General features: G+C 75.4%; 1 protein-coding gene (only partly in view). It reads left to right on the top strand.

Annotated elements, in window-relative coordinates; translation table 11 throughout:
- Positions 1–17,762, top strand: partial view of a type I polyketide synthase gene (locus tag FB454_RS30330; protein WP_145823992.1) — the 3' portion only. It extends 12,049 nt beyond the left edge of the window; the window shows 17,762 of its 29,811 coding nt (coding positions 12,050–29,811); its start codon lies off the left edge, out of view; it ends in the stop codon at positions 17,760–17,762.
- The last annotated feature ends 276 nt before the right edge of the window (positions 17,763–18,038 follow it).

The following is an 18,038-nucleotide window of genomic DNA, read 5'->3' on the forward strand; positions in this document are numbered from 1 at the left end:
CCGTGGCCGCTGACGAGGCTGCGGTGGCGGAGTCTCTCGCCGGGATGACCGATCGGCTGGGTATCGCGGCGGTCAACGGTCCGGCCGCAGTGGTGGTGTCGGGTGCCGTCGAGGCTCTCGACGAGGTGGAGCGGGTCTGGCGGGAGCGGGGTGTGCGTACGCGCTGGCTGACGGTGAGCCACGCGTTCCACAGTCCGCTGATGGAGCCGATGCTCGACGAGTTCCGCGCCGTCCTGGCGGGGCTGACGTTCCGGGCGCCGCTGCTGCCGGTGGTGTCGAACCTGACCGGCGCGCTCGCCGACCCGCAGGAGATCACCCGCGCCGAGTACTGGGTGCGGCACGTGCGGGAGGCCGTCCGCTACGCCGACGGCATCGCCGCCCTGCGGGCCACCGGGGTCGACACCTTCCTGGAGGTCGGCCCGCAGAGCGTCCTGACCGCGATGAACGCCGACCTGCTCGCCGAGGACGCGCTCGCGGTGGCCGTCCAGCGCCGGGACCGGCCCGCCCCGCAGGCACTCCTGCACGCCCTCGCCGACCTGCACGTCCACGGCGTCCCGGTGACCTGGACGCAGTGGTTCACCGACGCCGGCGCCGCCCGGGTCGACCTGCCGACGTACGCCTTCCAGCACCAGCGGTACTGGCTCGGCGCGGGCCAGGCGCGTGCCGCCGACGTGTCCGGGGCGGGCCTCGGCGTGGCCGGGCACCCGCTGCTCGGCGCGGCGGTCTCCGTGGCCGGTGTGGACATGGTGGTGCTGACGGGCCGGTTGTCGGTGTCGACGCACGTGTGGCTCGCGGACCACGTCGTGTCCGGTGTGGTGGTCGTTCCCGGTGCCGCTCTGGTGGAGTTGGCGGTCCGGGCGGGCGACGAGGTGGGCGCGTCGCGGGTGCGGGAGCTGACCGTGGCCGCGCCGCTGGTGCTGCCGGAGGCCGGCGCGGTGCGGGTGCAGGTGCGCGTCGGTGCGGCCGATGAGTCCGGCGTCCGGGTCGTGGCGGTGCACTCGCAGTCCGAGGGTGATCCGGAGGCCGACTGGGTGCGGCATGCGGAGGGCGTGCTGGAGCCGACGTCGGCCGGCGAGCCGAGCCTGGGGGAGTGGCCGCCGGTCGGCGCGTCCGAGGTGGACGTGGCGGGCTGGTACCCGACGCTGGCGGAGCACGGCCTTTCGTACGGGCCGGTGTTCCGGGGGCTGCGCCGGGTGTGGACGGGCGGCGACGAGGTGTTCGCCGAGGTGGCGTTGCCGGACGAGGTGGCGACGGAGGCGGCGCGCTTCGGTGTGCACCCGGCGCTGCTGGACGCCGCGCTGCATCCGATCGGGTTGCTGCCCGGCACCGAGGGGTCGGGTGGGCCTCGGGTGCCGTTCGCGTTCGAGGGTGTGCAGGTGTATGCCTCGGGCGCGCGGGTGCTGCGGGTGCGGCTGTCGCGTACGGGCTCGGCGGTGCGGCTGGTCGCGTGCGACGAGTCGGGCGCGGCCGTGGTCTCGGTCGACACCCTCGCCCTGCGCGAGCTGACCGGCGTGACCGCGGCGGGCGCGGCGGCCCGCGCGATGTTCGAACTCACCTGGCAGGCCGAGGAGATCGCCGCCACCGGGGACCTCTCCGGGTGGGCGCTGGTCGGCTCGCCGGCAACCGCCGACCTGCCGGCGTACGGCGACGTCGAGGCGCTCGTCGCGGCGGTCGACGCCGGCCGGACGGTCGCACCGAGGGCGCTGCTGCTGCCGCTCGACGGGCCGGAGACGGCCGTCCCCGACGCGGTACGCGCGGCGACCTCGGAGGTGCTGGCGACCGTCCGGTCCTGGCTGGCAGCCGATGCGCTGGCGGAGTCGCGGCTCGTGGTGATGACGCGGGGTGCGGTGTCGGTGGCGGCGGACGACCGGATGTCGGACCTGGCCGGTACGGCGGTGTGGGGTCTGCTGCGGTCGGCGCAGTCGGAGCACCCGGGTCGCATCGTGCTGGCGGACGTGGACGGTGACGTGGATGCCGGGCTGCTGGGTGTGCTGACCACGGTGGCCGACGAGCCGTCGACGCACGGCGGTCAGGTCGCGGTGCGCTCGGGCGCGGTGTTCGTGCCGCGTCTGGTGCGCGCGGTCGCTGCGGCGTCGGTGGAGACGCCGGTCGTGGGTGACGGTGCGGTGCTGGTCACCGGCGGTACGGGTGCGCTCGGTGCGCTGGTGGCGGAGCACCTGGTGTCGGTGCACGGCGTGCGGTCTCTCGTGCTGGTGTCGCGGCGCGGCCCGGAGGCCGCCGGTGCGGGTGAGTTGTCGGAGCGGTTGTCGGCGTTGGGTGCGTCCGTGCGGGTCGTTGCCTGTGACGTGACGGACCGGGACCAGGTGTCCGCGCTGGTGGCGGAAATCGTTGCCGGGGGTCGGCTGGCGGGTGTGGTGCACACGGCTGGTGTGTTGGATGACGGTGTGGTGGAGGGGCTGACGGCGGAGCGGTTGGCGGGGGTGTTGGCGCCGAAGGTGTCGGCGGGTTGGTTCCTGCACGAGGCGACGGCGGGTCTGGATCTCGACTTGTTCGTGGTGTTCTCGTCGGTTGCTGGTGTGCTCGGCTCGCCGGGTCAGTCGGCGTATGCGGCGGGTAACGCGTTCCTGGACGGGCTTGCGGTCCACCGGCGGCAGCTCGGGTTGCCGGCGGTGAGTCTGGCGTGGGGGATGTGGGACACGGCAGGCATGGCCGCCTCGATCGACGAGGCGGACCGGGCGCGGTCCGCGCGGGCGGGTCTGACGCCGATGAGCGCCGAGACCGGGTTGGAGCTGTTCGACGCCGCCCTGGTGGCGGAGCGGCCGGCGTTGGTGCCGGCCGTGATCGACGTACCGGCGATGCGCGCAGCGCTCGGCGCCGGCCCGGTGCCGGCCGTGCTGCGTACCCTGATCGGGTCGACGGCGGCCCGGCGACGGGCCGCGCGGAGCGGCGACTGGGCCAACCAGCTCGCGGGCCTGGCGCCCGACGAGGCGCGCGCCCAGATCGACGTGCTGGTACGGGGTCTGGTCGCGCACGTGCTGGGGCACGGTGGTGCGGAAGCCGTGCCGGCGGACCGGGCGTTCCGGGAGTTGGGCTTCGACTCGCTGACCGCCGTCGACCTGCGCAACCGCGTGAACGCGGCCACCGGGCTGCGGCTGGCCTCGACGCTGGTCTTCGACTACCCGACCCCGGCCGTGCTCGCCGACCACCTGCACGAGCAGGTCTCCGGGCAGATCACCGCCCGCCAGACGGCGGTACTCACCGCCGGCACCGACGAGCCGATCGCGATCGTGGGCATGGCCTGCCGCTACCCCGGTGGCGTCGATGGTCCGGACCAGCTGTGGGCGTTGCTGGCCGGCGGCGGCGACGGGATCTCGGAGTTCCCCACCGATCGCGGCTGGGACCTGGAGAGCCTGTTCGACCCGGACCCGGAGCACAGCGGTACGTCGTACACGCGCCATGGTGGTTTCCTGTACGGGGCTGCCGAGTTCGACCCGGGCTTCTTCGGGATCTCGCCGCGTGAGGCTCTGGCGATGGATCCGCAGCAGCGGTTGCTGCTGGAGGCGTCGTGGGAGTCGTTCGAGTCGGCGGGGCTGGACCCGCAGCGGTTGCGGGGCAGCCGGACGGGTGTCTTCGCCGGTGTCATGTACCACGACTACGCCTCCCGCCTGATGGACCTGCCGCCGGACGCCGAGGGCTTCGTCGGCACGGGCACGTCGGGCAGCGTGCTGTCCGGTCGGGTCGCCTACACCTTCGGGCTGGAGGGCCCGGCGGTCACCGTCGACACCGCTTGTTCTTCCAGCCTCGTCGCGCTGCACCTTGCCGCGCAGGCGTTGCGCTCGGGTGAGTGTGATCTGGCGTTGGCCGGTGGTGTGACGGTGATGGCGACGCCGGGGACGTTCATCGAGTTCTCCCGGCAGCGCGGCCTGTCGCAGGACGGCCGGTGCAAGTCGTTCGCCGCCTCGGCCGACGGCACCGGCTGGTCCGAGGGCGTCGGCGTGCTGCTCGTGGAGCGGCTGTCGGACGCGCGGCGCAACGGGCACCGCGTGCTGGCGGTGGTACGTGGCACGGCCGTGAACCAGGACGGTGCGTCGAACGGGCTGACGGCGCCGAACGGTCCGTCGCAGCAGCGGGTGATCCGGCAGGCGCTGGCGAACGCGCGCCTGTCCCCGGCGGACGTGGATGCCGTGGAGGCGCACGGTACGGGTACGACGCTGGGTGATCCGATCGAGGCGCAGGCTCTGCTGGCGACGTACGGGCAGGAGCGTCCGCAGGATCGGCCGTTGTTGCTGGGGTCGGTGAAGTCGAACATCGGGCACACGCAGGCGGCTGCGGGTGTGGCTGGTGTGATCAAGATGGTGTTGGCGATGCGGCACGGTCTGGTGCCGGCGACGTTGCATGTGGACGAGCCGTCGCCGCATGTGGACTGGTCGGCCGGGGCGGTGGCCCTCGCGACCGAGCCCACTCCGTGGCCGGCGGTGGACCGGCCGCGTCGGGCGGCGGTGTCGTCGTTCGGGATCTCCGGCACGAACGCGCACGTGATCATCGAGCAGCCGCCGGCTGAGACGATCGAGGGCGAGATCGTCGCCCGCGACCTGCCGCCGGTCGTGCCGGTGCTGCTGTCGGCCCGCGACGCCGCCGCGCTGTCGGCGCAGGCGGGCCGGTGGGCGCGCTGGCTGACCGTCGAGGAGGCCCCGCGTCCGCTGGACGTGGCCTGGTCCTCCGTCACCACCCGGCCCGCGCTGGAACACCGGGCGGTCGTCACCGCCGCCGACCGGGACGACCTGGTCGCGGCGTTGACCGCCCTCGCCGACGGCGACCCCACCGGTACGGTCGTCTCCGGCGCCACCGGCCAGCGCGGCCGGCTCGCGCTGCTCTTCTCGGGCCAGGGCGCGCAGCGCGCCGGGATGGGCCGGGAGCTGTCGGCCGGGTTCCCGGTGTTCGCCGCCGCGCTGGACGAGGTGTGCGGACACCTCGATCCGTTGCTGCCGCGTCCGTTGCGGGAGGTGCTGTTCGCCGAGGCGGGCACCGCCGAGGCGGAGTTGTTGGATCAGACGGTGTTCACGCAGGCCGGGTTGTTCGCGGTCGAGGTGGCGTTGTTCCGTCTGGTGGAGTCGTTCGGGATCGTGCCGGACATGCTGGCTGGTCACTCGATCGGTGAGGTGACGGCCGCGTACGTGGCCGGGGTGCTGTCCCTGGCCGACGCGTGCGCCCTCGTGGCCGCGCGGGGTCGGTTGATGCAGGCGCTGCCCACGGGCGGCGGCATGCTGGCCGTGGCGGCCGACGGGGCCGCAGTGGTCGAGTCGATCGCCGGGCTCACCGACCGGGTGGGCGTCGCTGCGGTCAACGGACCCACCGCAGTGGTGGTGTCCGGTGCCGTCGAGGCCCTCGACGAGGTGGAGCGGTACTGGCGCGACCGGGGCGTGCGCACTCGCCGCCTGACGGTGAGCCACGCGTTCCACAGCCCGCTGATGGAGCCGATGCTCGACGAGTTCCGCACGGTCCTGCACGGCCTCACCTTTGCCACGCCGCTGCTGCCGGTCGTGTCGAACGTGACCGGGACCCTGGCCGGCGACGAGATCCGCACGGCCGACTACTGGGTGCGGCACGTCCGCGACGCCGTGCGCTTCGCCGACGGGATCACCGCCCTGCGCGAGGCGGGGGTGGACACGTTCCTGGAGGTCGGGCCGGAGAGCGTCCTGACCGCGATGGCCGCCGACGTGCTGCCCGGCGACGAGGCCGTGCTGGCCGTCGCGGTGCAGCGCCGGGACCGTCCGGAGGCGCACGCGCTGCTGCACGCCATGGCGGAGCTGCACGTGCACGGCGTGCCGGTGACCTGGCAGTCGTGGTTCGCCGACACCGGCGCGCGCCGCGTCGACCTGCCCACGTACGCCTTCCAGCACCAGCGCTACTGGCCCACCGCCGGCCGGGCGCGTACGGGCGACGTGTCCGGGGCCGGGCTCGGCCGCACCGGGCACCCGCTGCTCGGCGCGACGGTGGACCTGGCCGGTGACGACGAGATGGTGCTGACGGGCCGGCTCTCCCTGGCCACGCACCCGTGGCTGGCCGACCACACGGTCGCCGGGCTGACGCTGGTGCCGGGCACCGCCCTGGTCGAGCTGGCGGTGCGGGCCGGCGACGAGGTGGGCCTCTCCCGGCTGCGGGAGCTGACCATGGCCACCCCGCTGGCCCTCCCCGGAACGGGAGGCGTACGGATCCAGGTGCGGGTGTCCACGTCGGAGTCGCCGCAGCGTCCCGTCGCCGTCTACTCCCGCCCCGACGACGATCCCGAGGCGGGCTGGACCCGGCACGCGGAGGGCGTGCTGGAGCCTTCCACCGCCGACGAGCCGGACCCGGTCACCTGGCCCCCCGCCGTCGCGGCGGAGGTGGACCTGGCGAGCTGGTACCCGACGCTGGCGGAACACGGCCTGACGTACGGGCCGGCCTTCCAGGGGCTCCGGCGTGCCTGGACCGGCGGCGACGAGGTGTACGCCGAGGTGGTCCTGCCGGACGACGCGACGGAGGCCGCCGGGTTCGGCGTGCACCCGGCGCTGCTGGACGCCGCCCTGCACCCGATCGGGCTGCTGCTGGGCGGCGAGGAGTCGGGCGGGCCACGGGTGCCGTTCGCGTTCGAGGGCGTGCAGGTGCACGCCTCGGGAGCGGGGGCGCTGCGGGTACGCCTGACCCGCGACGGCTCCGGGCTGCGGCTGGCCGCGTACGACGAGGTGGGCGCGCCGGTCGTGTCGGTGGACTCCCTCGCCCTGCGGGAGCTGACCGGCGTGGCCGCGCCGGGCGTGGCCACGCGGTCGCTGTTCGAGCTGCGATGGCCGGCCGTGGAGGCCGCGCCCGCCGGGGAGCTTTCCGGCTGGGCGCTGGTGACCGGCGGCCGGGAGCTGTCGGCACCCGTCGGAATGCCCACGTACCCCGGCGTGGCGACGGCCGCGGGGGAGGAGTCCGTCCCCCGGACGCTGCTGCTGCCGGTGTTCCCCGTGCCCGGGTCGGCGACGGTGGAGTCGGTCCGGGCGGTGACCTCGGACGTGCTGGCGACCGTGCAGTCCTGGCTCGCGGCGGATGCCCTGGCGGACTCGCGGCTCGTGGTGGTGACCCGGGGCGCGGTGTCCGTCGGGGACGACGACCGGGTGACCGACCTGGCCGGCGCGGCGGTGTGGGGTCTGCTGCGCTCGGCGCAGTCGGAGCACCCGGGCCGCATCGTGCTCGCGGACGTCGACGGCGACCCGGATGCCGCGCTGATGGCCCTGCTGGACGGCGTCCTGCGGGAACCGACCGCGACCGGCGGCCAGTTGGCCGTCCGCGGGGGTGCGGTGCACTCGCCGCGCCTGGTCCGGGCCGGCATCACGGCGGCGGAGACGCCGGCCGTGGGTGACGGTGCGGTGCTGGTCACCGGCGGTACGGGTGCGCTCGGGGCGTTGGTCGCGGAGCACCTGGTGTCGGTGCACGGCGTGCGGTCTCTCGTGCTGGTGTCGCGGCGCGGCCCGGAGGCTGTGGGTGCGGGCGAGCTGTCGGAGCGGCTGTCCGCGCTGGGTGCGTCCGTGCGGGTCGTTGCCTGTGACGTGACGGACCGGGACCAGGTGTTCGGTCTGGTGGCCGAGGTGGCCGCCGAGGGTCGGCTGGCAGGTGTGGTGCACACCGCTGGTGTGTTGGACGACGGTGTGGTGGAGGGGCTGACGGCGGAGCGGTTGGCGGGGGTGTTGGCGCCGAAGGTGTCGGCGGGTTGGTTCCTGCACGAGGCGACGGCGGGTCTGGATCTCGACTTGTTCGTGGTGTTCTCGTCGGTTGCGGGTGTGCTCGGCTCGCCGGGTCAGTCGGCGTATGCGGCGGGTAACGCGTTCCTGGACGGGCTTGCGGTCCACCGGCGGCAGCTCGGGTTGCCGGCGGTGAGTCTGGCGTGGGGGATGTGGGACACGGCAGGCATGGCCGCCTCGATCGATGAGGCGGACCGGGCGCGGTCCGCGCGGGCGGGTCTGACGCCGATGAGCGCCGGGACCGGGTTGGAGCTGTTCGACGCCGCGCTGGGCGCCGACCGGGCGGTCCTCGTACCGGCCGTGATCGACGTGCCCGCGCTGCGGGCGGCGACCTCCGGCGGCCCCGTGCCGGCCATGCTGCGTACCCTGATCGGCGTGACCGGCACCCGCCGCCAGGCGGGGCAGGGCGGTGGCGGCTGGGCCGACCGGCTCGCCGGGCTGACCGAGGACGAGGGCCGCGCCCAGGTCGACGTGCTGGTACGGGGTCTGGTCGCGCAGGTGTTGCGGCACGGTGGCGCGGAGTCGGTGCCGGCGGACCGGGCGTTCCGGGAGTTGGGCTTCGACTCGCTGACCGCCGTCGACCTGCGCAACCGCGTGAACGCGGCCACCGGGCTGCGGCTGGCCTCGACGCTGGTCTTCGACTACCCGACCCCGGCCGTGCTCGCCGACCACCTGTGGTCGGAGTTGGCCGGGGTGCGCCAGTCGACCGCCGGCCCGGTCGCCGGCCCGGTCGTCGGCACCGACGAGCCGATCGCGATCGTGGGCATGGCCTGCCGCTACCCGGGCGGGGTGGAATCCCCCGACGAACTGTGGGGGCTGCTGGCCGGCGGCGGCGACGGGATCTCCGAGTTCCCGGCGGACCGGGGCTGGAACCTGGAGTCGTTGTTCGACCCGGACCCGAACCGCAGCGGTACGTCGTACACGCGCCATGGTGGTTTCCTGTACGGGGCGGCGGAGTTCGACCCGGGCTTCTTCGGGATCTCGCCGCGTGAGGCTCTGGCGATGGATCCGCAGCAGCGGTTGCTGCTGGAGGCGTCGTGGGAGTCGTTCGAGTCGGCGGGGCTGGACCCGCAGCGGTTGCGGGGCAGCCGGACGGGTGTGTTCGCCGGTGTCATGTACCACGACTACGCCTCCCGGCTCATGGACCTGCCGACCGAGGTGGAGGGCTACGTCGGGACCGGCACCTCCGGCAGCGTGCTGTCCGGTCGGGTCGCCTACACCTTCGGGCTGGAGGGCCCGGCGGTCACCGTCGACACCGCTTGTTCTTCCAGCCTCGTCGCGCTGCACCTTGCCGCGCAGGCGTTGCGGTCGGGTGAGTGTGATCTGGCGTTGGCCGGTGGTGTGACGGTGATGGCGACGCCGGGGACGTTCATCGAGTTCTCGCGTCAGCGTGGTCTGTCGCAGGACGGCCGGTGCAAGTCGTTCGCGGCGTCCGCCGACGGCACCGGCTGGTCCGAGGGCATCGGCGTGCTGCTGGTGCAACGGCTCTCCGACGCCCAGCGCGAGGGCCGGAAGATCTACGCCGTGGTGCGTGGTACGGCCGTGAACCAGGACGGCGCGTCGAACGGTCTGACCGCGCCGAACGGTCCGTCGCAGCAGCGGGTGATCCGGCAGGCGCTGGCGTCGGCGCGGCTGTCGCCGTCCGACGTGGATGTGGTCGAGGCGCACGGCACGGGTACGACGCTGGGTGACCCGATCGAGGCGCAGGCCGTCCTGGCGACGTACGGGCAGGACCGGCAGGGGCGGGAGCCGTTGTGGCTCGGCTCGGTGAAGTCGAACATCGGGCACACGCAGGCGGCTGCGGGTGTGGCTGGTGTGATCAAGATGGTCATGGCGATGCGCCACGGCCTGGTGCCGGCGACGCTGCACGTGGACGAGCCGTCGCCGCATGTGGACTGGTCGGCCGGGGCGGTGGCCCTCGCGACCGAGCCCACTCCGTGGCCGCGGGTGGACCGGCCGCGTCGGGCGGCGGTGTCGTCGTTCGGGATCTCCGGCACGAACGCGCATGTGATCATCGAGCAGCCGCCGGCTGAGACGATCGAGGGTGAGGTCGTCGCCGGCGACGTGCCGCCGGTCGTGCCGGTGCTGCTTTCCGCGCGCTCCGACGCGGCCCTGGCCGGCCAAGCGGGCCGGTGGGCGCGCTGGCTCGCCGTCGACGAGGCCCCGCGTCCGCTGGACGTGGCCTGGTCCTCCGTCACCACCCGGCCCGCGCTGGAACAGCGCGCCGTCGCCGTGGTGGCCGACGGCAACGACCTGCTCACCGCGCTTCGGGCCCTCGATGCGGGCGAGCCCTCCGGGACCGTCGTGACCGGCTCCACCGCCGTACGCGGCCAGCTCGCGCTGCTCTTCTCGGGCCAGGGCGCGCAGCGCGCCGGCATGGGCCGGGAGTTGTACGCCGGGTTCCCGGTCTTCGCCGCCGCGCTGGACGAGGTGTGCGGACACCTCGACCCGTTGCTGCCGCGCCCGCTGCGGGAGGTGCTGTTCGCGTCGGCGGGTTCCGCCGAGGCGGAGTTGCTGGATCAGACGGTGTTCACGCAGGCCGGGTTGTTCGCGGTCGAGGTGGCGTTGTTCCGTCTGGTGGAGTCGTTCGGGGTCGTGCCGGACGTGGTGGCTGGTCACTCGATCGGTGAGGTGACGGCGGCGTACGTGGCCGGGGTGTTGTCCCTGGCCGACGCGTGCGTCCTCGTGGCCGCGCGGGGTCGGTTGATGCAGGCGTTGCCCACGGGCGGCGGCATGCTGGCCGTGGCCGCTGACGAGGCTGCGGTGGCGGAGTCTCTCGCCGGGATGACCGATCGGCTGGGTATCGCGGCGGTCAACGGTCCGGCCGCCGTCGTCGTCTCCGGTGCCGTCGAGGCCCTGGACGAGGTGGAGCAGGCCTGGCGGGACCGAGGTGTGCGTACCCGCCGTCTCACCGTCAGCCACGCGTTCCACAGTCCGCTGATGGAGCCGATGCTGGCCGAGTTCCGCACGGTCCTGGACGGCCTCACCTTTGCCACGCCGCTGCTGCCGGTCGTGTCGAACGTGACCGGTGCCCTGGCCGGGGACGAGATCCGTACGGCCGACTACTGGGTGCGGCACGTCCGCGAGGCCGTCCGGTACGCCGACGGGGTCACCGCCCTGCGCGAGGCGGGGGTGGACACGTTCCTGGAGGTCGGGCCGCAGAGTGTGCTGACCGCGATGGCCGCCGACGTGCTGCCCGGCGACGACGCCGTGCTGGCCGTCGCGGTGCAGCGCCGGGACCGTCCGGAGGCGCACGCGCTGCTGCACGCCCTGGCGGAGCTGCACGTGCACGGGATGCCGGTGACCTGGACGCAGTGGTTCGCCGACACCGGCGCGCGCCGCGTCGACCTGCCGACGTACGCCTTCCAGCACCAGCGCTACTGGCCTGAGGGCACGCCCACGAGGCAGGCCGCCCCGGAGGGCGGCGACACCGAGTTCTGGGCCGCCGTCGAGCGCGGCGACCTGGCCGCCCTCGCCGCCGAACTCGGCGACGACACCGAGGACCTGGACGCGCTCGGCCCGGCCCTGCCGCTCCTGGCGCGCTGGCGTCAGCACCGGTCGCGCGACACCGCCCTCGACGGGTGGTCGTACCGGATCGGGTGGGAGCCGGTACGGCCGGCCCCGGCGACCCGGCTGTCCGGGCGGTGGCTGGTCGTCACCGTCGACAGCGGCGCCGACGCGGGCGTGGCGAAGACCCTCACCCAGGCGGGCGCCCGGGTGGACACGCTCACCGTGTCGTCCACCCTCGCCCGCGCCGAACTGGGCGAGCGACTGGGCCGGATCAGCGGGGACGGCTGGGCCGGGGTGCTCTGCGTGCTGCCCCGCCAGGACCGGCCCCTGGCGGACACCCCGGCGGTGCCCGCCGGCACGGCGGTGCTGCTCACCCTTGTCCGCGCGCTGACCGACACCGGCCTGGCCGGAAGGGTGTGGGCGCTCAGCCGGACCGCGATGCCGGTCACGGCGGGGGAGCGGGCCGGCGACGTGTGGGCGGCGCTGGCGTGGGGCCTGGGCCGGGTCGTCGCCCTCGAACAGCCGGACCGCTGGGGTGGCCTGGTCGACCTGCCCGACCGCGCCGACCGCGGCGCCCGCGCCGGGCTCGTCGCGGTCCTCGCCGACGGCACCCTGGACCAGGTGGCCGTCCGCCGCAACGGCCTCTTCGGCCGGCGGCTGGTGCCGGCCGCGCCGCCCGCGGGTGCGGGTTGGCGGCCCGCCGGGACGGTGCTGGTGACCGGTGGTACGGGCGCCTTGGGTCGGCACGTGGCGCGCTGGTTGCTGGCGAACGGGGCGGCCGAGGTGGTGCTGGCCTCGCGGCGGGGTCCGGCGGCGCCGGGCGCGGCCGAGCTGGTCGACGAGTTGGGCGCGGTGCGGGTGGTGGCGTGCGACGTCACCGATCGGGCCGCGGTCGAGGCTATGGTCTCCGGGCTGCCGGAGCTGACCGCCGTCGTGCACACCGCCGGGGCGTCCGGCGGCACCACCGCAGCGCACGAGGTGACCGACGGCGAGCTGTCGGAGACCCTGGCCGGCAAGGTGCTCGGCGCCCTGCACCTCGACACCGCCTGCCGGGGTCGGGACCTCGACGCGTTCGTGGTCTTCTCCTCGGTCGCCGGTGTCTGGGGCGGCGGCGGGCAGGCCGGCTACGCGGCCGGCAACGCCCTGCTCGACACCCTCGTCGCCGCCCGCCGGGCGAAGGGCCTGCCCGCCACCGCGCTGGCGTACGGCCCGTGGGCGGAGGACGGCATGGCCGCCGGGGAGACCGCGGACGGCCTGCGCCGCCGCGGGTTCAGCCCGCTCGCGCCCGACGCCGCCGTCGCGGCGCTCGGCCGCTGGGTGAACGCCCCCGAGGCGGCCCCGGTGATCGTGGACGTCGACTGGTCCCGGTTCGTCACGGCGTTCACCGCCGTACGGCCGAGCCACCTCTTCGACCGGGTCGCCCCCGCCGTCGCCGGGGAGCCGCAGCGGCCGGAGAACACCGCCGCGACCGACGGGCTGCGCAACCGGCTCGCCACGCTGCCGGCGACCGGCCAGGAGGCGCTGCTGGTCGACCTCGTCCGCGCGGAGGCGGCGGCCGTGCTCGGCCACCCCACCACCGACCAGGTGCCGGCCGGCCGGGCGTTCCGCGAGCTGGGCTTCGACTCCCTCGCCGCCGTGCAGCTGCGGGACCGGCTGGGCCGGGTCACCGGCCTGACCCTGCCGTCGACAGTGGTCTTCGACCACCCCTCGGCGGCGGAACTGGCCCGCTTCCTGCGTACCGAAATCGTGGTCGGCGCGGACGGCGGCCCGGCTGCCGGCGGCGCGACCGCGGCCCGGCCCGCGGCCGACGAGCCGATCGCGATCGTCTCCATGGCCTGCCGCTTCCCGGGCGGGGTGTCGTCGCCGCAGGAGCTGTGGCGGCTGCTGGCCGACGGAGTGGACGCGGTCACGCCGATGCCTGCCGACCGGGGCTGGGACCTCGACGCCCTGTTCGACAGCGACCCGGAGCAGGTCGGCACCAGCTACACCCGCAGCGGTGGCTTCCTGCACGACGTCGCCGGCTTCGACGCCGCGTTCTTCGGGATCAACCCGCGCGAGGCCCTCGCCATGGACCCGCAGCAGCGGCTGCTGCTGCACACCACCTGGGAGGCCTTCGAACGCGCCGGCATCGACCCGCACGGCGTACGCGGCTCCGCCACCGGCGTCTTCATGGGCACCAACGGGCAGGACTACGCCACACTGCTGCTGGGCGCCCGAGCCCAGGTGGAGGGCTACCAGGCGACCGGCAACGGCGCGTCGGTGGTCTCGGGCCGCCTGGCGTACTCGTTCGGGCTGCACGGCCCGGCGGTCACCGTCGACACGGCCTGCTCGTCGTCGCTGGTGGCCCTGCACCTCGCCACGCAGGCGCTGCGCAGCGGCGAATGCGACCTCGCGCTGGCCGGCGGCGTGACGGTGATGTCGACGCCGGGCGCGTTCCTGGAGTTCTCCCGGCAGCGCGGCCTCGCCGCCGACGGGCGGGTCAAGGCGTTCGCCGAGGCCGCCGACGGCACCGGCTGGGGCGAGGGCGTCGGCGTCCTGCTGCTCCAGCGGCTCTCCGACGCCCAGCGCGACGGCAACCGGATCCTCGCCGTCGTACGGGGCAGCGCCGTCAACTCCGACGGCGCGAGCAACGGCCTCACCGCGCCGAACGGGCCCGCGCAGCAGCGGGTCATCCGGCACGCGCTCGACAACGCCGGCCTCACCCCCGCCGACGTGGACGTCGTCGAGGCGCACGGCACCGGCACCACCCTCGGCGACCCGATCGAGGCGCAGGCCCTGCTGGCCACGTACGGCAGGGACCGGACCGCCGACCGGCCGCTGTGGCTCGGGTCGGTGAAGTCGAACATCGGCCACACCCAGGCCGCGGCGGGCGCCGCCAGCCTCATCAAGATGGTGCTGGCCCTGCAGCACGAGGTGCTGCCGAAGACCCTGCACGTCGACGCGCCGACCCCGCACGTCGACTGGTCCTCCGGCACGCTGGCGCTGCTCACCGAGGCACGACCGTGGACCACCACGGAAGGGCCGCGCCGGGCGGGCGTCTCCTCGTTCGGCATCAGCGGCACCAACGCCCACGTCATCCTGGAACAGGCCCCGGACCGCCCGGAGCCGGCCTTCCCCGACGGGGACCGTCCCGCGGCGATCCTGCCGTGGCCGGTCTCCGCAGCCGACCTGCCCGCGCTGCGTGAGCAGGCCGGCCGGCTGGCCGACCGCGTCGCGACGGGCGACGACCCCGCCGACCTGGTCGCCTGGGCGCTCGCCGACGGCCGGGCCCACCTCGGCCGGCGGGCCACAGTGGTGGCCGCCGACCGGGCGACCCGAACGGCCGCGCTGCGGGCCCTGGCCGCCGGGGAGGAGCACCCCGCGCTGGTCACCGCCCGGCGACGCGGCGGCGGCCTCGCGGTCCAGTTCTCCGGCCAGGGCGCCCAGCGCCCCGGTGCCGGCCGCCGGCTGTACGACACGTTCCCCGTCTTCGCGGCGGCCCTCGACGAGGTCTGCGCGGCCCTGGACCACCAGCTGCCGCAGCCGCTGAAGCCGGTGCTGTTCGCGGCCGAGGGCAGCGCCGAGGCGACGCTGCTCGACGAGACGGTCTTCACCCAGGCGGGGCTGTTCGCGCTGGAGGTGGCCCTGTTCCGGCTGGTCGAGTCGTTCGGGGTGGTGCCCGGGCACGTTGCCGGGCACTCCATCGGCGAGATCACCGCCGCTCACGTCGCCGGCGTGCTGTCCCTCGCCGACGCCGCCACGCTGGTGGCCGCCCGGGGCCGGCTCATGCAGGCCCTGCCCGCCGGGGGCGGGATGCTCGCCGTCGCCGCCGACGAGGCGGCCGTCGTCGAGTCCCTGGCCGGGCTGGGCGACCGGGTCGGCGTCGCCGCCGTCAACGGCCCCACCGCCGTGGTCCTCGCCGGGGCCCTCGACGCCCTCGACGGGCTGGAACGGCTCTGGCGGGAACGCGGCGTACGCACCCGCCGGCTGCGGGTCAGCCACGCGTTCCACAGCCCGCTGATGGAGCCGATGCTGACCGAGTTCCGAGCCGTCCTCGACGGACTGACGTTCGCCGCGCCGCTGCTGCCGATCGTGTCGAACCTGACCGGGCGGCTCGCCGAGCCCGACGAGATCCGTACGCCCGGCTACTGGGTGCGCCACGTCCGGGAGGCCGTCCGGTACGCCGACGGGATCGCCGCGCTGCGCGACGCGGGCGTGGACACCTTCCTGGAACTCGGACCGCAGGCGGTGCTGACGGCGATGACCGCCGGCCTGCTCCCCGGCGCCGACGACGGCACGGCCGTGGCGGCGCTGCGCGCCGGCGCCGACGAGCCGGCCGCCCTGCTCGCCGCGCTGGCCGTCGTGCACGGCACCGGGCGCGACGTCGACTGGGCGGCGGTGCTCGCCGCGCTGGCCGGCCCCCGCCCGGATCGCCGGCTGCTGCCCGAGCTGCCGACGTACGCGTTCCGGCCGCAGCGCTACTGGCCGACCCTCGACACGTTGCCGGCACCGGCCGCCGACGACCCGGTCGACGACGCGTTCTGGCGGGCCGTCACCGACGGCGACCTGGGCCGCCTCGGCCTCGACCCGGACCAGCCGATGCGCGAGCTGCTGCCGGAACTGGAGTCGTGGCGGCGCCGCCGGCAGCTCGACGGCACCCTGGCCGGCTGGCGGTACCGGGTCACCTGGGAACGCCGGGCGCTGACCGTCGCCGACCCCGGCACGTGGCTGGTGGTGGCCCCGCCGCACCAGGTCACCGAGCGGGTGCTCGCCGCCCTCACGGCCGGCGCCGCGACGGTGCACCTGCTGACCGTCGACCCGGCCACCGTCACCCGCGACGGTCTGACCGCCGACCTCGACCGGCTCGCCGCCGCGCACCAGCCGACGGCGCTGCTGTCCCTGCTGGCGCTGGACGAGGCGCCGCACCCGGAGCAGTCCGCGCTGCCGACCGGCCTGGCGGCGAACCTGCTGCTCGTGCAGGCGCACACCGGCCGCTCCGGCCCGGCCGTGCCGCTGTGGCTGGCCACCACCGGCGCCGTCGCCGTCGGCGGGGAAGCGGTCGTGCACCCGACGCAGGCCACCACCTGGGGCCTCGGCCTCGTCGCCGCGCTGGAGCACCCCCGGCACGTCGGCGGAGTCGTCGACCTGCCGGCGGACCCGGCCGAGGCGGCGTACGCGGCCCTGGCCGGGGCCCTGGTCAACGTCGACGGTGAGGACCAGATCGCCGTCCGGGAGGCCGGCGTGCACACCCGGCGGCTGGTCCGCGACACCGGGCTGCCGGCGGCGGGCGACGGCTACCGGCCGAACGGCACCGTCCTGCTCACCGGCGGGACCGGCCCCCTCGCCCGGCACACCACCGACTGGCTGGGCCGCCACGGCGCCGAGGTGCTCCCGCTGGCCGAGCCGGCCACGGGCAAGCTCGGCGACCTGATGGAGCGGCTCGCCGCCGAGGAACGGCCGGTGACCGCGCTCGTGCACGTCCCGGCCGAGACCGGCTCGGTGCCGCTGACCGAGCTGACCCTCGCCGCCCTGGCCGCCGACCTGGCCGCCACCGTCGGCGACGTCCCGAGGTACGCCGACGAGCTGGCCCACCGCCCGCTCGACGCGTTCGTGCTGTGCACCTCGACCACTGGGGTGTGGGGCGCGGGCGGCCGGGCCGGCCAGTCCGCCGGCGACGCGCTGCTGCACGCGCTCGCGGCGAGCCTGCGCCACGGGGGACTGGCGGCCACCGCCGTGGCGTGGGGCCCGTGGCGCGACGATCCCGAGTCGGCGGAGCAGACGCAACTGCGCCGGCGGGGCCTGCCGGGCCTGCCCCCGGAGCTGGCCGTCGAGGCGTTCGGGCAGGCGCTGCGCGCGCAGGGGGCGCTGATCGTCGCCGACGTGCGCTGGGACCGGTTCGTGCCGACGTTCGCGTCGATGCGGCAGTGCCCGCTGCTGACCGGGGTCCCGGAGGCGGGCGCGGCGATGCCCGCCGACGACGAGCGCCGGCCGGCTGACGACGAGGCGGCGACCGCGCTGCGGGAGCGGCTGCGTCCGCTGAGCCCCGCCGACCGCGAGGGCGTCCTCGTCGACCTCGTGGGCGGCCTGGCGGCGACCGTGCTCGGCCACGGCGGCGACGCGGGGCTGGAGCCTGACCGGGCGTTCCGCGAGGTCGGCTTCGACTCGATGACGGCCGTGGAGCTGCGCAACCGGCTCCGCGCCGCCACCGGCGTCCATCTGCCCGCCGCCGTGGTGTTCGACTACCCCACGCCGGCGGCCCTCGCCCGGCACCTGCGCGACCGGCTCGCCGAGGACGGCGCCGCCGCGGCGGCGCCGCTGCTCGCCGAGCTGGAACGGCTCGACGGCGCCTTCGCGGCCGAGGCGCCGGACCGGCTGACCCGGCAGAAGCTGCTGGTGCAGCTGCAGGCGTTCGTCGCCCGGTGGGGCGACGACCGTGGTCCCGCCGAGGAGAAATCGGCCACGCACACCCTCGACGACGCCACCGACGCCGAGATCTTCGATTTCATCCACCGCGAGCTGGGTGGCCCCGGCGGCAATTTGCCAGGGATCTAGAAATGGTGTCGTACGACCGTTGTCGGCGGTCGTGACACGCCGGGCCGGGCGGGTCCGCGCACTCGCCCGGCCGCACCCCGCGAGGGCGGTGCGCCGCACCGCTCGCAGGGCGGGTCGGCCCAGCCTGCGCCCCCGCCACCTAGGGGCACCCGTAGGGGCACGCTAGGGGTTGTGACCGCCGTCCGGCGACAATTACCTTTCGTCCGGCGCGTAAGACCTGGTGGGGGGCTGAAACGCCATTTTGTCTGGCAATTCGTGGTCGGCTGAATGGGTTTG

It is taken from the genome of Micromonospora sp. CNZ297 (assembly GCF_007827625.1).